We start from the raw sequence: 19810 nt of genomic DNA, 5'->3' as shown, positions 1-19810 counted from the left end.
CGCCACCCACCCTTCAGCTACGGCACGCTGGGTCCCAGGCGGCCGGCGTCGCCGGTCACCCTCCCTGCCGCCACCCACCCTTCAGCTACGGCACGCTGGGTCCCAGGCGGCCGGCGTCGCCGGTCACCCTCCCTGCCGCCACCCACCCTTCAGCTACGGCACGCTGGGTCCCAGGCGGCCGGCGTCGCCGGTCACTCTCCCTGCCGCCACCCACCCTTCAGCTACGGCACGCTGGGTCCCAGGCGGCCGGCGTCGCCGGTCACTCTCCCTGCCGCCGCCTACCCCGAGCGGATGGCTGCGCGGTGCTTGGCTGCGGGCGTTGCGGCGCGGGCGAATTCGCTGACTGCGTTTCCGGAGCCTGCCCCACGTCACGTCATCTCGCGAGTCGCGAGCTATTTTCTGATCCTTTTGGTCGGCGTGCATGGCGCCAATCTTTAGTTTTTTGGCATGATCGAATGCTGACAAAGCATGGTTTGAATGCGGGACAATTAAGCATGCGGCAGCTTCAATTGTTCACCTCTGCGGAACTCGCCAAAATGCGCGACCGGACCAAACGTCGCAACTATTGCCCGGCGGCCGAGGAATTTCGCCGCGTGCACGAAAGGCACCGCGCTTGGGGCCTGGCTCAGCGTCACGCCGCAAAGCTGCGGCGCTCCCGGCTCGCCGGGCCGAGGTCGACCGACGCGGCGGTGCAAGATCTCGCCACGGAGCCAGCCTCGTCGCGCCTCTCACCAACGCGATCGCAGCCTCCGCCACAGCACAGGAACCCCGAGCAGCGGCAGCGCTTCACCTCCGATACGGAACCCAGGAAAGCACAACGCGCCGCAACGCCACGCCCGGGAACGCAACACGCCGCAACGCCACGCGCGGGAGCACAACACGCCGCAACGCCACGCTCAGGAGAACGACACCCCGCAACGCCACCCCCGACCGCGACGCGCACGGCGCAGGCGCAATCGGTAGCGCGCGCCGCTCTGCCAGCGCCCTTGTCCGAGCAGCACCGGAAAGCCGAACCGGTCAGCGCGACAACGGAACCCTGCGACAACCGAGCGTCAACGCCGAACCCGCCACATCAACGGGACCGGCCCGCGCGGCCGTTCACCGTCCACTCGGCCGATGGACGGAAATCGAGACGCCGTCACGCTGATTTCCCACGGGGATCCTTTTCCACCGAAAGCGAACCCGGGCAACTCCTCGAACGCATTCCCGCACGAGGCACCGCGCACACCAAGAATTCCTCGGGAATCGCGGACGCAAATGCTCGAGGCCATAGTGGGCCAGTCCGAGTCGCCCGGCCATGACAATCCCGGCGGGGGGCGCCAAGGGCGGCGGTGCGCAGGAGCTACGGCTGGGCAGTGTCGTCCGAGACCGGAACGGCTGGGCCGGCCACCGTGGTCACCAGGGGACCGCCGCGGCGGGTCGTTTGACGGGTTCGCCGCACCAGATCCTCCGGCGGGTCTTCGTTGCGGGCCACGGCGTCGACATAGGCCTTCATCTCCACCAGGGACAGGCCAGGCGCCAGCAGGAGGCCGTCGCGCACCGCTGCCACTTTGCTGCCTGAGGCCAGCGCCGCGCGTACGGCCTCCAGCACCGGGTCCGGTGGCCGGACGCCGCGGACCAGCTCCAGATACTCCTGTTCCCAGTCGCCGCCGAAGGGTGAGTGGGTGATGACCTGGTGGATGCTGCCGTCGTCGGCGTCCACCAGGTAGGGGGCGTTGCCCAGCAGCATCGCGTTGAAGTTGCCCCGCAGATAGGCGACGGACTGCCAGGCGACGAGCCAGCCGAAGTAGTGCTCCTTCGCCCCGGACACGGCGACCGGGATCGGAGTGGGGGGGCTCGCGCTCCAGCAACGCCTGGACGAGCTGCACGGCACGCTCTTCGGTGATCACGACCGGCATCATCGCTGGTGCTGCGGCGTGACCGGAAGAGAATTACCACCGGGAACATCCCGGTCGCGCGCTACGGCCGTGATGGCCGCCCGGGCCGCGCGCGGCAGCCGCCGAAGGCGGAGAGCGGCCGCCGTGCGTTTCCAGGAGTGGACGTGGCGTACGAAATCGTTGTCATGACCAGTCGATCTGCGGGGAGCGGTAGAAATCCACACCACGCGCCGTCCACCGCGGTCCGTAAGCGCCGAGGCGGGTGCGGTACGACTCCCAGTCGCGGGACGGTGACCAACCCAGCTCGGCGATTCCGGCCAGGCGCGGGAACGCCATGAACTCGATGTCGTCGAGGTCGCGCAGCGTTTCCGACCAGAGCGGCGCCTCCACGCCCAGAACCGCGCTTTCCGGTACGCCGGCGACGTGTGTGTGGGGGTCCCAGTCGTACGCCTTCCGCACCTCGATGTAGCCCGCCCAGCTCAGCCCCAGCGGCGTCGACGGGTCGTACTTCTGGTCGATGTAGGCGAGGTTGGCCGGCGACATGATCACCCTGGTGCCGTTCGCGACGGCCGCTGCCAGGGTCGCGTTTGTCGTGGTCAGGCCCCAGTATTGGGCTACCGCGGTGCGGGCCTCGGGGGCCGCCGCGATCTCGTTCCAGCCGTACGCCGTCTTGCCGTACTTCGCGACCAGCGGCAGCACCCGCTTCTGGAACGTCAGGTAGTCGGCCGCGGTGGTGGCGTGGGCCTCGTCGCCGCCGATGTGGATGTACGGGCCGGGTGTCATGGCGGCCAGCTCGCGGATCACGTCCTCGACGAAGCCGTACGTGTTCTCGTGGCCGATGCACAGCGAGCTGTACCCGACCGCGGTGTCGGTGCGGGGCGGCGGCGCGACCCCGTCGCAGGTCAGCTCGGGATAGGCGACCTGGGCCGCGTTCACGTGACCGGGCATGTCGATCTCCGGCACGATCGTCACGTACCGGCTGGCCGCGTAGCGCACCAGATCCCGGTAGTCGGCCTTGGTCAGGTAGCCGGGCCCGACCCCGTCGACGCCCGTGCCGGGACCGCCGCCGACCGTGGTGAGCCGCGGCCACGAGTCGATCTGGATGCGCCAGCCCTGGTCGTCCGACAGATGCAGGTGCAGGTAGTTCACCTTGAACTTGCTGATCTCGTCGATGTGCCGCTTCACCTCGGCCGGCGTGTGGAAATGCCGGGCCAGGTCGAGCATCGTGCCGCGGTAGCCGAACCGCGGATGGTCGACGATCTCGCCGCCGGCCACCGTGCGCGGGCCGGTCAGCGGCACGAGCTGCTGCAACGTCTGCACCCCGTTGAACAGCCCGGCGTTGCTCGCCGCCCGCACGGTGATGCCGGATCGGTTCACGGTGAGGCGATAGCCCTCGGGCTCGGTGATCGCACGGCTCAGTTCAAGAGCGATGTTTCCCGTACGGCCGGAGGAATGCCCCGCCACCCGAAGACGCAAAGCCTCACCCAGCCGGTCGGCGACGTCCCGGGCCCGGGGCGGGGCGATGATCACCGTACGGTCGGTGATCCGGAAACCCGGCCCCGACTGGTGGACCTGGACCGGGGCCGGGATGACGCTGCCGAGCGCGATCACCGGCGTGACCGGCGCCGGGGCCGCGGCGGCAGTCAGCGGCAGGGCACAGGCGAGGAGCACAGCGAGACGGAGGCGCATACCCCGACCGTACATAGGTAGCCGTCTATTAGTGAAGAGTCCTGCCGGAAGCGTGGGATTTACTGGGGCGGTGACAGTGCTGCGTACGGTCGAGTTCGCGCCGCCCACCTGGGACGGCGAACCGGACGAGGACGCCTTCACCCGCAGCGCCCGCGGCATCGGCGAGCTCTACAGCCAGGGCCTCGCCCCGGCCCGCGTCGCGGCGCGCTGCCCCCGGCTCCAGCTGCACTGCTACCCGCACGAGCCCGGCCGGACCGCCGTCGAGGTCACGGTGTTCACCGAACCGACCGACGAGTACGAGATGGCCGGCATCCTCCTGCCGGACGGGGTGGCGGCGCTGCCCCCAAGAGCCCGGGCCGCCCTGGTTCTCGACGTGATGCACGGCGCCGCGCTGCGGATGGCCCAGGCCCGGGGCTGGGACCCGGCCGCGTTCGAGGCCGCCCGCGCCCACGTCGTCGCCCACGATCTGCGCTTCCGGTGGATCGGGCCGGCCAAGAAGTCTCCCGGACGCACCCACGTCGCCCGTCCCGTCTTCACGATCGGCGACGACGGCCTGGCCCGGGTCGTCGTCGAGATCCGCCGGGCCGCCGACGACACCCTGGTCGCCTGCTCCCCCGAACTGGCCACGACCGACACCCACCGCCGGGTCGCGGCCACCCTGCGCTGGTACGACCGGGAGATCGCCCAGATCGACCCCGGCGAGGGGCCGCCGCAGTACACCGAAGTCCCGGAGCTGCCCCCGGTGACCGTGCGCGGCGAGGGCGCCAACGCCCCCGAGGCCCCGCCCCAGATCACCGTGATCGGCGGCTACACCGACGACGCCGTGCCCGAGACCTACCACACGGCCCTGCACGTCCTGCTCAACCAGGTGAGCACGTGGACACCCTGGTGGTCGGCGGCCGACGACGACGTCCTCGAGATCTCGTACGACCTGATCGCCGAACGCCCGGCCCGCGTCACCGCCCGCCGCGGAGGCAACAAGCTGCGCGTACGCATCGAACGCCCGCTCGCCACCCTCGCGTCCACCCCCGATCCGATCGCCCTGGCCCACGCCGACATCGAGAACCTGCTCGCCGTGGTCCGCCGCCGCGCCGCCCTCGGCCCGCACCCCGCCCTGCCCGGCCTGCCCGCCCTACGCACCGCGACGGCCAACGAGACCGACGGCCGGGCCGCGCTCATCAACCGGATGCGCGCCTTACTGGACCGCCTGAGCGACCGCCTGCCCACGGGCTTCGTGGGCATGCTCCACAACGACCTCGACCAGTCCCGAACCGGCGACGCCATGGCCGCCCTGCGCACCCAGCCGGACCTCCGACTCACCGAGGCCGAACAGACCGAACTCGAAGCCCTGGTCGACACCCAACGCTGACGTTCCCCGGCTCAACCGCCTGACGCACGAAATGCAGGGCCGCGCCCACAGTGCTGTCCGACGACCCGCGCTACGGCGTCCGTACGGATCGAGCCCGTCCCACCGCCACGAAACCGGCGAGCACCAACAGGATGCCGATGGCGGCGGTGCTCGCCGGGGACGTGCCGGTGATCGGGAGCTGAACGGCGGGGCCGGTGCCGGTCACGCGGATCTCGGCCTCGTTGTTGCGGGGGTCGCGGTCGACACTCTGCTCGCTGCCGAACATATCGACCCGCACCGAACCGGTCTCGTCGCGCGCGGTCCGGGCGGTGCGCACAGTGAAGGCGAACCTCAGACGCCCGCCGGCCCGTAGCGTCGTGGATCGGAGCGTGCAGTCGTACTCCGACGGGATGGACAGCGCGGTGCAGCGCTGGTCGGCGGTGACGACCTTTGTGCGTACGGGAAATGTCACCCGCACCCTCGGGAGGTTGTTGCCGAAGGGTGGGTAGCGCAGGGTTCCCGGGCCCTTGTTGGCGACGCCGACCGTGAGGGTGTGGTCGCCGGCGGTTCCGGGAATGGTCGCGCCGACCGCCACCACGTCGGTGCGGCGGCCACCGGAAACGGTCACCGTCGTGTACGTGCCGTTGTCGTCGTGGTCGGTGTCGGCCTGAGGCACGCCGGCCGCCGCGGCGACCTCGTCCAGCGTGAGCTCGGGCCCGGTACCCGCCGGGTCGGAAGACGTTCCGGTGCCGTCGGCCTGCCAGTCCTCGTACTCGGCGGCGGTCAGCCGCAAGGCCACAGGCCCCGTACGGGTCAATCGGCCGCGGCGCCGCCGGTGGAAAGGTCGGCCACGAGGCGGATGTACCAGGTGTCGCCGTAGGCGGGGCGGGTGCGGGCGTCGAAGCGGTAGCCGAGCCGGTCGTAGAAGCGGCGGCCGCCCTCGTTGGCCTCCCACACCTCGACGTGGGCCTCCCGCACGCCTCGGCGGCGCCATTCGTTGACGCACGCGGCGTGCAGGGCCTGCCCGATGCCACGGCGGTGACGGTCGGGGCGTACGTGGATCTGCCACAACTCGCCCACGGCGGCCGGATCGGCGGTCTCGTCGTGGGGCGGGCCGGTCAGGGCCAGCCCGACCACCTCGCCGTCCAGCTCGGCCACCAGCAGGGCGCGGGCCGGGTCGGTCAGAAGCGCCGGAACATACTTGCCCCGCACGGTCACGGCCCACGAAGCCAGCTGCTCGGCGGTCTGCACATCACGCAGATAGCCGTTCCGCGCGGCGATGTGCACTTCGGCGACCGCGGGCAGATCGCCGTTCCGCGCCGGTCGGACCGTGAGCATCATCGGAACCTACCGAATGTGGTCAGGACTTTTCGGGGGCGCCACGGCCTCGTCGATACGGCCCAGGTCGATGAGGTACCAGGCCCGGGTGCTTTCGGGACCGCCGCGCTCCTCGAGCGACCCTAGACGTCGGGGAGATAGACGTACTGGTCGTGGTCGACCGTCACGTCAAGGCGGGCCAGACGCTTCAGGGTGTGCGCCGAGTAGGTGATGGCGGCGGTGGAGAGGCCGTTGCGGTCGCCGTGCATCTCGATGACCACGTTGATGCCGGCCCGCATGCCCAAGGTCGCGCACGCCTCGGCGATGCCGCCCGCGTACGGCTCGATCGCGTCCAGCAACGAGGTGACAACTTCCTCGGTCTCGTACGTCATGACCTCGGCCAGTTCGTACTTCCAGTCGCTGAATCGCCATAGCCCTCGCTGCCCCGCTCGTGTCGGTCGTAACCCGACCAGGCGGGTCACCTCGTCCGGGTCGAACGACATCAGCCGCAGCTCGTCGGCGCTGTACGGCGGCGGGCCCGTCTCGACGTCCCGGGCCAGATAGAGGTATGCCCGCTGCGTGCAGTGCGCGTGCTCGTCGTCAGCCATCAAGGGAGACGGTAGCGGGCGGTTCACTCGTTCGGGTTCGCGCCGGAAAGGCGGGGCGGTGAATGCCACGATGGGCCGTGAGCAGAAGGTCGAACAGCCCGGGGCACCGGCGCTCCCCCGGCTGGCATTCCGCGACGTGGTGGACCGGCGTCGGCGGTGTCGCCACCGTGCTGGCGGCCGTGCTGGCCCTGCTCGCCTGGTGGTTCCCGCAATCGCCGGAGGCGTCGCCGGCCAGTCCCACGGCGTCGGCCCAGCCGCGTGGCCCTCTGCCCCTGACGCTCCTGCAGAGTGCCAGCTCGGAGGAGTGCGGCGGCCCCGGACGCTTCTACCTGCCGCAGAGCGTCGACGACATCCCCGGCGACGTCCCCGGGGAACCGGAGAGCTGGGACGAGGCCGACGAGAACAAGCATCTGGAGGCCATGAAGGCGTGGACGTCGGCCAACGGCGGTTTCACGCAGGTCAACTGGATCAAGTTCGCGGTCGAGGGCAACTCGAACCGGGCCAGCATCCTCACCGGCCTGCGCGTCAATATCGTCTCCCGCGCACCCCTGACCAGCAAGACCGTCCTCTCCATCGAGGGGTGCGGCGGGCTCGTCTCCCCTCGGCCGTTCGTCGCGGATTTCAGCGCGACCCCACCGCTCGTCAGGGCCCTCCCCGGCAAAGTCGAGGAGGCCAACGGTGACGTGGTCGCCACCCGGCCCGCGAACTTCCCGTTCACGGTCTCCGAGTCCGATCCGGAAGTCTTCACCCTCGCCGTCGGCCCCGGCCCGGCCTGCCACTGCTCCTGGACCGCGAGCGTCGACTACACCCAGGACGGCCAGTCGTACACGGTCCCGATCGACGACCACGGAAAGCCGTTCCACGCCGTCCCGACCGACCGTCTGCCGACCTACACCATCGTCAACGGCAAGATGGACGACGATCCGGTCGCGTTCCCGAACTGCCACTACGTCCGCGACAAGACCCAGCGGTGGACGTCCCTCTGCCCCATGTCACCGGACGAGTGAGGAGCCTGGGAAGTGACGGCGCAGACGGTCGGCCAGGTCGGCGACCGCGGCGGCGTCGCAGGGTGGGGCGTCGGGCCACTCGTCGCCGTCCTGCCAGCTCAGTTCGGGTGGCGTGCCCCGGTGGCGGGCGAAGACGTGCTGATGGAAGTGGGAGACACCCCGGCCGATGACCGCCGAGAAGACCGCCTCGGGGTCGAGTGCCGCCCGGAGCGCGCGGGCGCTCCGGGCAGCGGCCAGGCCCACCGCGCTCGCCTCATTGTCGGTCAGGTCATCAAGGTAGGGGGCGTGCCGGCGCGACTCGATGAACAGGTGACCGAGGAAAACGCCGGGTGGGCGGTGGAAGACCAGCACGTGCTCGTCCTGCCAGATGAGGGGCCCGCCGAGCAGCGGGCCCTCACCTCGATGTTTGGCGCAGATCGGGCAGTCCCCGCCGACCGCGCCACTCGCTGTCATACAAGGACCTTACGGCCGCCGCCCCGTGCGCGGGGGCGGGCCGGGGTGGCCGCGCCCCCGCGGACCGGGGTCACGCCTTGGGCGGGGTGACCTTCAGGGTCATCAGCGGGACCAGGCCGGTGATCTGGGTCTTGACCTCGATCTTCACGCCGGCGCCGGCCACCTTGACCGAGCTCTGCGGGTTGGCGGCGTCCCAGTAGCGCAGCGGGTCGGAGTCGTCGAAGGCCGGGATGGCCGGCTGCTTCGGCAGGGACACCGGGGTGCCGTTGCGGTGGAATGTCACCGGGTCGGTCTTCTGCAGGCCGAACGTGGCGTCGAAGGGCTGGCGGCGGTTGCCCAGCAGCACGCCGTCACCGAAGACGATCGGCTTGGGCCGGGCGTCGACCGGCAGGGCCAGACCCGTGCCGGGGTGACGGCTCGTGTTGTTGTTGCCGGCGGCCGGGTTGACGTACCAGACCAAGAGCCCGTCCTGGTAGGGGAAACGCTCGGCCCAGTCGGGACGGGTGGTCTGCCAGCCCCAGTTGTACGGGCCGGTCTTGAGCACCTCGTCATAGCCGTTGTACGTGCGGTACTCGGCCGCGTAGTACGAGCCGTCGGCCAGCGGCACGACCACGGCCTGGGGCAGCACGCCCTCGCCGTTGGCGGCCGTGCCCAGGGTCACGTACTTGGCCTTGCCGGGCTTGACCGTCACGAAGTTCGACCAGCCGAGCCAGATCTTCTCCCACGCGCCCATGTAGCCGGGAGTCGAGCCGATCGTGGGGGCGCCGCGGCCCAGCCACGAGCCGCCGGACATCAGCGTCCAGAAGCCGGTGCCGTTGTCGCCGCCGGCCGTGTCGTAGAGGTCGGGCAGGCCCAGGTCGTGGCCGTACTCGTGGGCGAACACGCCGAGGCCGCCGTTCTCGGGCTCAGTCGTGTAGTCACCGATCCAGAAGCCGGAGTCGCCGATCTGCACGCCGCCCGCCAGGTTGCCCTCGGGACCGGCCTGGCCCTCCAGGTTGCCGAACGCGTACCAGCGGTGCGACCAGATCGCGTCGGTGCCCTGGGCGCCGCCGCCGGCCTCCTCGCCCTCACCGGCGTGGATGGCCTGGAAGTGGTCGATGTAGCCGTCCGGCTCGTTGAAGTCGCCATCCTTGTCGTAGTCGTCGCGGTCCCAGACGTCGAAGGTCTTCAGATAGGCCTTGATCTGGGCCGGGGTCTTGCCCGCGGCGACCTGCGAGGAGTACCAGGCGGTCGCGCTGTCCTTGACGTAGTTCCAGTAGCCGTCGTCCTCGCCGATCTCGTTGCTGCCGTAGCGGGCCGCGTTGAAGGGCAGCTTCACCCACTCGGAGACGTCACCGCCGACCGTGTACCGCCCGCCCGACTGCTTCGAGTAGAACGTCGTCATCGACTCCTGCTTCTTGTCGAACAGGAGTTTCTTGTAGTACGCGGGGCTGAAGTCGGACGCCCAGATCGTGGTGTTGTCGTTGGCCCGGTCGGGCGCGGCGATCTGGTTGTGCACCGGGCCCGGGGTGCCGCCCGCGGCCGGGTAGGTGGCGTCGCCGAACTCGACCAGGAAGGTGAGGATCGGGTCGGTCTTCGTCTCCTTCTTGCGATATTCGACGAAGCGGCCCTGACCCAGCTTGATGACCTCCGAGCCGGTGCGCTTCTCGCTGGTCACCTCGCCCGCGATCAGCTTCTCGAGCGCCTCGGCGCGCTCGGCCTCACGCTCCTCGCCCAGCGGGTGCGGGAGGTTGTCCTCGCCCAGCGTGGCGTCGGCGGCGGTGGGGGCGGCGGCAGTGCCGGGTGCGGCGGCCGCCGGGGCAGCCGTGAAGCCCGCAGCCACCGCGATCGCGGAGACGGCGGCCAGCACGGCGGTACGTTGTCTCAAGGAGCACTCCTCAAAGCGATGAGTCGAGGGTCAAGGGGTCATAAAATCTCATGCATCTCGATATGTCGATAGGTGAGATCACTAAGGCCGCCGCCGGAGGTGCTTCCGAGCCGGAGCTGGAGGGGCTGCTCTGGGCGCTCTGGGGTGAGGTGGTCGGCGCGGCGGCCGCCGGCGAGCCGCTCGACGACCTGGTCGCACGGCTCACCGCCGTACGGGAAATAGATCTTGATGGACGCCGGGTGGGTGGGCGGCGGCTCTTCGGTGACCTGCCGGTCTTCGGCGCGCAGATGCGGGAGGCGTGGAACCTGGTGCCGCCGGAACGCACCGTCGAGTCGTGGACCCGGCTGAACGGGTTCGCGGCCCGGCTGACCGCCGCCGGGGTGGACTTCTCGCTGTTCGGGCTCTGGTCGATCGGGACGGCGCTGGAGACGTTCGCGCCGCCGTCGGAGCACCTGCCGGCCGCCGTCGAATGGTTCGAGCACTGCGGCCCCGAGCTGGCGGCCGCGACCCGGCACCGGCGCACGTTCGGGCCCGGGCCGGGGCGGCTGCACGAACTGGCCGAGCGCGAAGGACTCTCGGAGACCGGCTTCAACCCGCCTCGCTGGGCGTTCTGGCGCAGCCGCCTCGAAGGACTCGCAGCCGGTGGCGACCCGGTGGCCCGGGCGGGGCTGAAGGCCCTCCGGCGGCTCGACAAGGAGATCACTTAGTGGCGCCCGAGCCCTACTCTTAGTGTCTGTCCACTAAGGTCTCAAGGGGGCTCGATGCCGTTGCGGCGGTTCCTGCGTTCGCTCCTGACCGGAGATGTCCTGCTCCGCCTGGCCGCCGTCGTCCTGGCTGTCCTCATCCTGGCCCGCGCCCTGTTCTCCGGCTCGTCCGGCTGGCGGGCCGTCGTCTACGTGATCGGCGGGGCCGCCGCGCTCTGGTGCGCCCTGTGGGTCTTCGGCCGCCTCAAGCCGCTGCTCACCGCCGGCCGGGGCGAGGCCGCGGAGGTGGCGTTCCTGGCCGGGCGGTCACGGTCACGTCAGGTGGCCGTACTCGCGCTGCTGGTCCTGATCGTGCACGCCGCGATCACCGGGTACGTCGGCATCGGCACCATCCTGGTCGCTATCGTGCTGGCCGTCATCGCCACATTGCTCACCGCCGACCTCAAACTGGTCGCCCTGCTCGGCGGCATCGCGCTCATCTTCGCGCTGGCCACCGTGTTCGTGGCCGACATCTTCTCGGGCAGCGCCGAGGCGCGGGCGCTGGGCATCTCGGTCGCCGCCATCGTGCTGCCGATCGTCATCTCGGACAAGCTTGTCGCGCTGGTGAAACAGCCCGCCCTGACCACGACCCACCACGCCGTCCTGGCCGTGCTGACCCTGCTGATCAGCTTCCTCGGCTGGACCCGCTCGGAGTGGCTGCCCGGCGTCGTGCACAACTGCTACACCCTGCCCACGTCGAGCGGCATCACGGTGCTGCGGGCGACCGCGGACGGCCAGCGCTGCTACGGGCTGATCGACACGGCCGACGCCGGGGTGTTCGCCGCCGACGCGTTCGGCCGGGACGAGGTGACCAGCACTCTGCAACGCAAGATCCTCGAGCAGAACCAGCCCGTACGGAAGGGAGATCTGACCGTGGTGTGGCTGGGCGCGCTCTCGTGCGAACCGTTCAAGGGCGACCCGTCCCGCTGCGCCGACGGGCGTGACTACCCGTCGGAGCGCGACCAGTTGCGGGCGCTGCTCTACGCGCAGTCCCACATCGAAGACACGACGGACCACCGGCTGCACGTGGTGATCGCCGACGCCACCCAGGACGTCGCACACGCCGACGACGTCGCCCAGCTGATCATCAAGCGCCGGCCCGCGATGGGCGACCGGGTGGTCGTGATCGGCGGCGGGGACAGCCGCGACGTCACCCAGCGGGCCATCAACCGCCTGCTGACGGCCGGGATCCCGTTCATCGCCCCGAACCTGCTGGCCGACCTCGGCAACCCCGGGAAGGGTTTCGTCAACCGGCCGGGCTACCTGCAACTCGCACCCTCCAACCTGGACTACGCGAGGGATGCCGTCGACCGTCTCGCCCACTCCTTCGGCGCCAAGGGTTTCCGGCTCGACGTCTACCAGCAGCCCAACCCCACCGACCAGTACACGACGTCGCTGGTCAACGACCTGCTTTCCGCCGTACGGGATAAGGCCCCGGCCACCGCACGCCATGTGCCCACCCTCGACCGCATCGACGCGACGGTCTGCGAATCCGACAAGACCAGCCCGCCCGCGGTGCTCTACTTCGCCGACCGGTGGACCCGTTTCGCCGAGTTCGTGCAGCGCGTCAACGATCTGTGCGGCCATTCCCGCCCCCGCATGGTGATCGCCGACGTGTCGGTCAGCCGCTTCATGGCGAACTACCAGTTGCGCGCGGTCAGCACGGCCGACTGGAAGGTCCACTACAACGTCGGCGGCCCCGGTTGCGCCGATCTGAGCGAGCCCACGTACGGCATCCTGGGCGCCAAGATCGAGAAATTCGGCGACCTCGTACGGCTGAAGGGCCCGTTCGCCTGCGCCGACCGCGCCACCGGCATCAAGGACGGCCAGTTGCCGAACGCGTGCCCGCTCGACGCCGCGGTCAAGCTGACCAGCCAGCCCTGCGAGGCCAACGACCTCGGCACTTACCTGATCCCGGCCTGGGACGCGGTGCTGCTGGCCGACGCGCTGCTGCCCGAACGCCCACCCGCCGGCGACTACCTGACGTCACTGACGGTCCGCGACTTCACGTTGGCCAACGGCAAATCGGCCACGGTGGAGAGGGGCGTGCTGCAGGAGCCGACCATCGACGTACGCCTGTGGCACGGCAACCCGCTGAACGACCCACGGGTCATCTGGGAGCGCCCCAGCAAGGAGTTGATGCTCCCCACCGACCCGAAACCAGGCACAACCGACCCTTCCGCCGGCCGCTGACCGCGATCGCCGCCCGCCCGGCGCCTCGCCGTCGTGGCCGACGATCGCGCCGACAACCGCAGGCCCCGGCAGGCGCGTCGGCCCTGCACAGCCATATCGCGTCGGCCAAGGCGATCAGAAATCGTAAGGGTCATCCGCGGCCGCATGCGCTACACCGATCTCGGACGCGCGCTGCTGGGAAGCGAGCATCATTTCGACGGCGGTGGTCACGTCATGCGGCAGCGCCACTCCTCGGTGGAGAGCAAGGGCTCGCACCTCCTGATGGAGCGCTCCGAGCAACCTCTCTTCCTCCTCGTCACGAGCATTCTGCAGTCCGCATAGAAGAATGTCTGCAGCGATGCCATCCGCAGCATATATCGCTGGATCGCGAAGCTCGGGTTGCATAATCAGAAGCACGGGGTGCTTACTGACAAGCTTCGCCAATCCATATGGTCGAATATCGACCGAGTTTCGATTCCGGACACACCACCTGAGAACTTCACCTACAGCTCCCGTGAATTCATTCCTGTAGCCCAGCGCAAGAACTCTGTTGATCAGAACTTTCGCCCTTCGCAGCTCACGAGCACTGGATTCCGACACGTCGAACTCCGCAATTTCATGTACAAAGTCATTATCCGGGTGGCCGGCGACCATCGCGATCAAAGCAGAGTTGATCAACTCGATCGGCTTTTCGGCAGATGAGTCGAAGAAGCCGTCCATCGCGGCCTTCCCGTACTGCAGGACACGCTCCTCGTAGGCGTCGCCGCGCAATCGCGCCGCCATGACGTTGTAAACCCACGAGTTACGGTATGGGAGTTCCATCGTGACGGTGTCACCATTGCGGGCGATCGAGTTGATGACGGCGTTCCAAACATCCGGGTCGAGGCCTGCCTGCCAGAGACTAACGAGCGACGTGTCGGATTCCACAGCAGGTGATTTGATCGCCAGTCGCAACAAAAGGAGATTTAGCGTGTAGACCGCCAGCTCTCTCAGACGGTCCACACCCATGGGTACGTACTCATTGAACCGCGCCGAGGGTGGGCGGCGCCTGGCCCCCGCTCGAAGTTGATCGAGCAATGCCACGATCCGCTCCCGGCGATCGACCTCAAGCAGATCGCTGAGCTCCGTGACAAAAGTCAGTACCGAACGGCGCTTGGCCAGAGCCTGCTGCGAGATCAACGCGTGAAGCAGGTCGTCGTTGACGTCGGGGTGGAGCGTCGGCCCGGCCAGCCGGTCCAGCTCGTTGAGCAGGTGTTCGGCGACGAAGAACTCGCCGAACGTCGCGTGCAGGAATTCGTAACTTGCCTGCGCCCGCCGCTCGTCGTGCGCGTCGGACCGGTCGGCGTGCACGAAGAAGAACTGGCCGATCGTCCGCTGGCCGAGGTCCGATGCCCGAACGCCCGCGTGCCCACGGCTCAGCGCCTTCAGGTCGTTGCCCAGATCCTCGTCGCTGACGCTCTGCGCACCGCGGTTGAACATGGCGAGCGCCGCCACCTGCAATCGCCACAGGTGCTCCTGGATCGCGCCCGGCAACGCCGGATCGTCGCTGCTGAGCTGCTTGGTTGCTTCCCGATAGGCAAACCGTTCGAAGATCTCGCGATAGAGGGCCGCCGACGACAACTCTTTCTCGAGTGCCTGTGACAGCGGATCGGCCGAGTAGACGGCGACGATCAGCAGCAGGAGGGGCTGCCCGACCAGATGCGGGTACCGCAGAGCTGTCTCCGGCGTCAACGTACGTGTCGTCCCGGCGCGGACGCCGTCCGCATTCGCGGCATTCCATTTCTGCAGCCAGGACCGCACCCGGGACTCGTCGAACTCCTGAAGAAACGCGATGGGTGCTCCGGCCGGGATCTTCACCTGATCGGCCACGGCGGTCCTCGAGGTGACGATCACCAGCACCGGTCGGCCCTGCTGGAGTTCCCGGCGCTGGAACTCCGCCACGTCGTGCAGATAGTTGGAGCGGCGGATCTTGGAGGCCTGCAGCAGCTCGTCGAGGCCGTCGAGCAGCACCACCCGGATCGTGTCGCGGCTCTCCTCGGTGAGTTTCGCCCACGGCACCCGCATGTGCGTGCTCTGATCGAGCTCCTGCTGAATCTGCTGGTGTACCTGCGCGTCCGCGTCGACCCGGCGCAGCGGCACCCGCACCACGGTGTACCGCGAGGACGGAAGCCTGGCCGCGATCACCTTGGTGAGCATCGACTTCCCCGCTCCCGGGTTGCCGAGCAGGAGCATCGGAACCGACGTGCTCTGCGGCGCGGTCGCATAGGCGGCCAGGAACATGTCGAGGTCGTCGTAGCCCGGCTGGGTCCTCCACCACTCGTCGTCCCATGGCCGGGTGTCCGGGCCGTGCGTCGCCACGCGATAGCCCGGCTCGATGTAGATGTCCTGCACCGAAGGAAATGTCACGTGGTCGTCGCGATGCTGCGCCTCGACCGCAACGATCGGATCGGTGAGAACTCCATGGTTGGCTCGCCACACGGATTCGCGCAGTTCGGTTCCGTGAGCCGACGCGGTGGCGGCGAGATCAAGGACCCGGCCGAGGCGGGCCAGCCCGCTCGTGTGCTCGTCGAGCGCGGCCACCACGTCGGCGCGCAGACCCCCGATCGCCGTACGGGTGGCGGCGTGCTCGCCGAAGTTGGCCCAGTAGAAGAACTCCGGCACGTCGGCGGCCAAGGCCAGATAGTGGCTGTGGTACCGCTCCACGGCCTTCTCAGCTGTCAGTTCCGGCTCGAAGTCGGCCAGCGCCGCAGGAGCCGCTATCTCCAGGAACCGTGCGATCCGCTCGGAGAGGCCGGTGCACCAGGTCCGCACGGCCGCGCGATTCTCCTCGAAGCCGCACGCCGCCGAAGGGGCCGGGACTTCCGCCTGGTAGAGCGTCTCCAGCAGGGGTTGCCCGCTGTGCCGCCACGACTCGGTCGCGAGGCGCTCCTTGTCGTCCTCGGTCATCCGCAGGTCGGGGTGGCTCTCCCGGAACACCTCGAAGTAGGAGCCGACCACGATCGCGGTGTGCGCGGCGGCGACCAGCTGCTGCCGTTCGAGTCCGCTCGTCCCGTCACGCTTGGCGCGGAAGCGGGCCACCCCCTTGCGGAGCAGGCCCATCGCTTCGTTCTTCTGGTCCACCCAGCCCCAGATCGCGGCGATGCCGGCCACCGGCCCGATCAGACCGAAGACCGGCGCGGTCACGATTGCCAGCCCGAGCGCGGTTCCGAGTCGATCGATCCACGGAGAATTCTCGGATCCGAGGATCTGCAGCGCACCCCGGTAGGTCAACGGCGGGTCGAAACGCATGCGAACACAGTAGAGGCCGGCCCAGGTCAAGTACGAGACGAACCGAGGCGCACCATAGGCCGCGCGGTGGGATCAGACCTGTTCGGGGTCGCGGTCCTCTGAGCGTGCCCAGTCGCGGACGGCCGGCTCCTCGAGTTCCGGCTCATCGTCGTCGACGAGGCTGTATTCGTACGGGAGGACCAGCAGTTCGTATTTGCGGCCCTCATGCTGCTCCGCGGCAAGGTCGACGAACAGTCGGCGGTCAGGCCGCGGCGAGGGCGGGCTCGGGTGCGGGCTGGGGGCGGTGCTTGGCGATGTAGCGGGCGTTCCAGGCCATCAGGGCGCCGAACGTGACGACCGTCAGGGCGGTGGAGAGGCCTACCATCACGTCGATCGGGAGGGTGTAGACCAGCACGGCGCGGAGCAGGGCCTCGGTCAGCAGGCCGGCGCCCCAGACGACCGAGGCTACGCGGTGGCCGTGGCGCATGTGCGGGTTGGTGGCGTACGCGTGGGAAAGCTCTTCGGCTCTTTTGGGCTGGAAGCTCTGCTGGGCGGCCAGCGTGAACGGGCGGCCGGACAGCGCGGTGCCCAGGAAGACCAGGCCGATCGCGGCTGACATGATCGAGTGCTTGATGAGCATCCAGCGCGGGTCGCCGGTGAGCAGCGTGAACACGAGGCCTACGCCGAAGACGGCGGCCATCACGGCGGAGAACGGGCTGAGTGTCCGGGCGCGCAGGGCGACCCATCCCAGCCGTACGCCGGCGGCCAGTGTTCCGGCCAGCAGGGCGCTCGTGTCGGAGGCGCCGAGGGCGTGCAGCGCGTAGTAGGTGACGACCGGCAGGCCGAGGTCCCAGGCGAGCGACCGCATCATGGCGGCGGTTCCGTTGTTCATAACCGAAATCCTCGTCTTCGGCGCCCCTCCCCCGGGACGACCGACCTGCCGAGCCCGGTTGTCCATCGATCGGTGGACAGCCACCGGCGGCCGAGCATCGCCAGTTCGAGAACCGGCTGCAAGCGCCCGCGGCCGAGCATCGGGAGGACTGACACCGGCGACGAATACCGGCGGGCGAGCATCGGGAGGACCGACACCAGCGACGAATATCGGCGGGCGAGCATCGGCGGAGGCGTTGAAGGTTTCCGATGGGAGCGCTCCCGGGTAAGTCGTACGGTGTGATCATGGCCTTGCTTCTTGACCTCGCGAACATCGTGGGCGGTTTTCTGCTCGCGATCTCGCTGCTGCGCAAGCTGCCGCGCGCCGGGGACACGCTTGGACGAGGCGCCGATCGGGTGGCGCCGTTCGGGTGGGTCGTCGGCGTGGTGGCGCTGGTGGCCGGCGGCTACTACCTGCTGGTTCACATCTTCGACGGCCCGCGGGTGTTCCACTTCGAAGTGGTCGGCATCCTGGTCGGCGTGGCCCTGCTCTGGGACCGCCTGACCAAGCGCAACGCCCCGCCCGCGCTGCTGCTCGCGATCTTCGGCCTGATCGCGATCGTGGTCGGCCTCCAAGGTCTGGTGACACCGGACTGACGGCCACGACCGAAGCGCCGGGAACGCCAGCAACGCCGTGAGCGCCGGCAACGCCGCGAGCGTTTAAGATCCGTGGATGAGCGCCTTCGATACGAGCGTGCCGCATCCGGCCCGGCGGTATGACTACTGGCTGGGCGGCAAGGACAACTTCGCCGCGGACCGGGAGTCGGGGGACGCCATCGCGGCGCAGTTTCCCGGCATCCGCACGGCCGTGGTGGAGAACCGGCGGTTCCTGCGGCGCGCGGTCACGTATCTGGCCGAGAGCGAGGGCGTAAGGCAGTTTCTCGACGTCGGCACGGGGCTCCCGACGGCGGGGAACACACATGAGGTGGCTCAAGGGATCGCGGGCGAGACGCGTGTTGTCTATGTCGACAACGATCCGCTGGTGCTCGCCCACGCCCGTGCGCTGCTGACCGGGGCTACTTCCTATGTGGATGCTGACGCGCGGGACCCGGGGAAGATCCTGGAGGAGGCGCGCCGCACCCTCGACTTCGAGCAGCCGATCGCGCTGATGCTGCTGGCTGTGCTGCACTTCGTCACGGATGACGATGACCCGTACGGGCTGGTCCGCACGTTTGTCGAAGCTCTGCCGCCAGGTAGCTTCGTCGCGCTCTCGCACGCCTCCGGCGACTGGCTGCCGGCTGAAGTCGTCGCCTCCATCACGTCCGGTCGTCATGGTGCCGGGCGCCTGCGGTCGCAGTCCGAGGTCGCCCGGTTCTTCGACGGCCTCGACGTGCTCCCGCCCGGTGTCGTCCCGCTCCCGGAGTGGCGCGACGGGACCGAGGAGAAGCCTCGCCCCGAGGCCGCCGAGGTTTCCATGTACGCCGGGATCGCGCGCAAGCCATAGGGAAACGCCCGCCGGCCACACAAGACGAGGCCGCCCGATCTACACGGTCGGCACGGTCGCGTTGTGCAGCCGCGGTCGGCAGGGTCGCGGGGGTGCAGCCGCGGCCGGCACGGTCGCGGGGGTGCAGCCACAGTCGGCACAGTCGCGAGGGTGCAGCCGCAGTCAGCACGCTCGCGGGAGTGCAGCCGCAGTCGGCACGGTCGCGAGGGTGCAGCCGCAGTCAGCACGGTCGCGAGGGTGCAGCCGCAGTCGGCACGGTCGCGGTGCTGCTAACGGCGGCGGCGGTATTCGGCTACTACCAGGTCGGTCAGCTCCTCCAGTGAAGTGTCGGCGGCTTTCTTGTCGAACGTGATCCGGCCCTGTTGGAGCAGGTTGACGCGATCGCAGACGTCGAGGACCTGGGCGTAGTTGTGGGCAATGATGATCACTGAGACCTCGCCTCGTTGTTTGAGGTCTCGGATCAGGTCGAGGATCATCGTGCCCTCCTTCGCGCCCATCGCGGCCAACGGCTCGTCGAGCAGCAGCACCCGGGCGTCGGAATAGACCGAGCGCGCCACCGCTATCGCCTGGCGTTGGCCTCCCGAGAGCTTGGCCACCTCGACCGTCACGTCGGGCAGGTCGACGCCCATGTCCCGCAGGTGTTCCTCGGCGCGGCGGCGCATCTTGCGGTTGTTCAGCAGCGGCCACCGTACGAGCTCACGGTTGAGGAACATGTTGTGGTAGACCGACAGCTCGTTGACCAGGGCCAGATCCTGATAGACGGCGTCGATGCCGAGCGAGCGGGCGTGGTCGACGCTGCGCAGCGTGACCTCGTCGCCGTTGACCAGGATCTGGCCCTCGTCGGGGCGGTGGAAGCCGCACAGGATCTTGATCAGGGTGGACTTGCCGGCGCCGTTGTCGCCGATCAGGCCCAGCACCTCGCCGGGGTCGACGTGCAGGGTGATGTCGCGCAGCGCGGTCAGGGCGCCGAACCGCTTGGCGACGTGGCGCACTTCCAGAGCGGCGGTCATGACCGGCCCACCCCGCGCAACCGGCACAGGAACAGACCGGCGGTCATGACCGGCCCGCAAAGACGGCATGGGAACAGA

16 protein-coding genes are annotated in these 19810 nt (G+C 69.2%); 6 read left to right on the top strand and 10 right to left on the bottom strand.

The genetic code is table 11. The annotated features are described in order from the left end of the window. Nucleotides 1-1342: 1342 nt before the first annotated feature. Complete coding sequence (locus JIG36_RS10140) at nucleotides 1343-1873, bottom strand: YrhB domain-containing protein (RefSeq protein WP_307872643.1); 531 nt, start codon at nucleotides 1871-1873, stop codon at nucleotides 1343-1345. A 187-nt stretch (nucleotides 1874-2060) separates the two neighbouring features. Continuing rightward, nucleotides 2061-3566 (bottom strand): beta-N-acetylhexosaminidase, encoded by a 1506-nt coding sequence (locus JIG36_RS10135; protein ID WP_203375759.1) that lies wholly within the window; start codon nucleotides 3564-3566, stop codon nucleotides 2061-2063. Nucleotides 3567-3636: 70 nt separating this feature from the next. On the opposite strand from JIG36_RS10135, the gene JIG36_RS10130 reads away from it, so the two are divergent. After that, the gene (locus JIG36_RS10130) at nucleotides 3637-4935 is read left to right on the top strand and encodes a hypothetical protein (protein ID WP_203375758.1); all 1299 of its coding nucleotides are present in this window, start codon (nucleotides 3637-3639) and stop codon (nucleotides 4933-4935) included. A gap of 70 nt (nucleotides 4936-5005) precedes the next feature. On the opposite strand, the gene JIG36_RS10125 is transcribed toward JIG36_RS10130, so the two are convergent. The 3 genes from JIG36_RS10125 to JIG36_RS10115 all read right to left on the bottom strand — a co-directional run bounded on the left by JIG36_RS10125 (nucleotide 5006) and on the right by JIG36_RS10115 (nucleotide 6839). Next, nucleotides 5006-5707 (bottom strand): hypothetical protein, encoded by a 702-nt coding sequence (locus JIG36_RS10125; protein WP_236046216.1) that lies wholly within the window; start codon nucleotides 5705-5707, stop codon nucleotides 5006-5008. A 20-nt stretch (nucleotides 5708-5727) separates the two neighbouring features. Continuing rightward, a complete protein-coding gene (locus JIG36_RS10120; protein ID WP_203375756.1) occupies nucleotides 5728-6252 on the bottom strand; it encodes a GNAT family N-acetyltransferase in 525 nt (174 codons plus the stop codon). A 122-nt stretch (nucleotides 6253-6374) separates the two neighbouring features. After that, nucleotides 6375-6839 (bottom strand): DUF4279 domain-containing protein, encoded by a 465-nt coding sequence (locus JIG36_RS10115; protein WP_203375755.1) that lies wholly within the window; start codon nucleotides 6837-6839, stop codon nucleotides 6375-6377. 77 nt (nucleotides 6840-6916) lie between these two features. Between JIG36_RS10115 and JIG36_RS10110 the strand changes: the two genes are divergently transcribed. After that, on the top strand, nucleotides 6917-7846 hold the full coding sequence (locus JIG36_RS10110; protein ID WP_203375754.1) for a hypothetical protein: 930 nt from the start codon (nucleotides 6917-6919) through the stop codon (nucleotides 7844-7846). On the opposite strand, the gene JIG36_RS10105 is transcribed toward JIG36_RS10110, so the two are convergent. Together JIG36_RS10105 and JIG36_RS10100 are read right to left on the bottom strand one after the other, a co-directional pair. Continuing rightward, nucleotides 7832-8299: an HIT family protein gene (locus JIG36_RS10105; protein WP_203375753.1), complete on the bottom strand. Its 468-nt coding sequence runs from the start codon at nucleotides 8297-8299 to the stop codon at nucleotides 7832-7834. The genes JIG36_RS10110 and JIG36_RS10105 overlap by 15 nt on opposite strands. Nucleotides 8300-8369: 70 nt before the next feature. Further along, nucleotides 8370-10166: an immune inhibitor A domain-containing protein gene (locus JIG36_RS10100; protein WP_203375752.1), complete on the bottom strand. Its 1797-nt coding sequence runs from the start codon at nucleotides 10164-10166 to the stop codon at nucleotides 8370-8372. Nucleotides 10167-10228: 62 nt separating this feature from the next. Here JIG36_RS10100 and JIG36_RS10095 point away from each other — a divergent pair, with 62 nt between their 5' ends. Both JIG36_RS10095 and JIG36_RS10090 read left to right on the top strand, forming a co-directional pair. After that, complete coding sequence (locus tag JIG36_RS10095; protein ID WP_203375751.1) at nucleotides 10229-10873, top strand: DUF3632 domain-containing protein; 645 nt, start codon at nucleotides 10229-10231, stop codon at nucleotides 10871-10873. A gap of 54 nt (nucleotides 10874-10927) precedes the next feature. Then, nucleotides 10928-13102: an MFS transporter gene (locus JIG36_RS10090; RefSeq protein WP_203375750.1), complete on the top strand. Its 2175-nt coding sequence runs from the start codon at nucleotides 10928-10930 to the stop codon at nucleotides 13100-13102. Nucleotides 13103-13216: 114 nt separating this feature from the next. Here the strand turns inward: JIG36_RS10090 and JIG36_RS10085 are convergent, their stop codons facing one another. Both JIG36_RS10085 and JIG36_RS10080 read right to left on the bottom strand, forming a co-directional pair. Beyond that, nucleotides 13217-16369 (bottom strand): NACHT domain-containing protein, encoded by a 3153-nt coding sequence (locus tag JIG36_RS10085; protein ID WP_203375749.1) that lies wholly within the window; start codon nucleotides 16367-16369, stop codon nucleotides 13217-13219. 241 nt (nucleotides 16370-16610) lie between these two features. Further along, the gene (locus JIG36_RS10080; RefSeq protein ID WP_203375748.1) at nucleotides 16611-17240 is read right to left on the bottom strand and encodes a VC0807 family protein; all 630 of its coding nucleotides are present in this window, start codon (nucleotides 17238-17240) and stop codon (nucleotides 16611-16613) included. A 284-nt stretch (nucleotides 17241-17524) separates the two neighbouring features. On the opposite strand from JIG36_RS10080, the gene JIG36_RS10075 reads away from it, so the two are divergent. Both JIG36_RS10075 and JIG36_RS10070 read left to right on the top strand, forming a co-directional pair. Next, a complete protein-coding gene (locus tag JIG36_RS10075) occupies nucleotides 17525-17875 on the top strand; it encodes a hypothetical protein (RefSeq protein WP_236046214.1) in 351 nt (116 codons plus the stop codon). Between the two features lie 76 nt (nucleotides 17876-17951). Then, nucleotides 17952-18722: an SAM-dependent methyltransferase gene (locus JIG36_RS10070; RefSeq protein WP_203375747.1), complete on the top strand. Its 771-nt coding sequence runs from the start codon at nucleotides 17952-17954 to the stop codon at nucleotides 18720-18722. 269 nt (nucleotides 18723-18991) lie between these two features. On the opposite strand, the gene JIG36_RS10065 is transcribed toward JIG36_RS10070, so the two are convergent. Continuing rightward, the gene (locus tag JIG36_RS10065) at nucleotides 18992-19732 is read right to left on the bottom strand and encodes an ATP-binding cassette domain-containing protein (protein WP_203375746.1); all 741 of its coding nucleotides are present in this window, start codon (nucleotides 19730-19732) and stop codon (nucleotides 18992-18994) included. Nucleotides 19733-19810: the final 78 nt, after the last annotated feature.

Origin of the sequence: Paractinoplanes ovalisporus, from assembly GCF_016834655.1 — a bacterium.
GTDB classification, from domain to species: domain Bacteria; phylum Actinomycetota; class Actinomycetes; order Mycobacteriales; family Micromonosporaceae; genus Actinoplanes; species Actinoplanes ovalisporus.
This window is presented reverse-complemented; position numbering and strand designations above follow the sequence as displayed.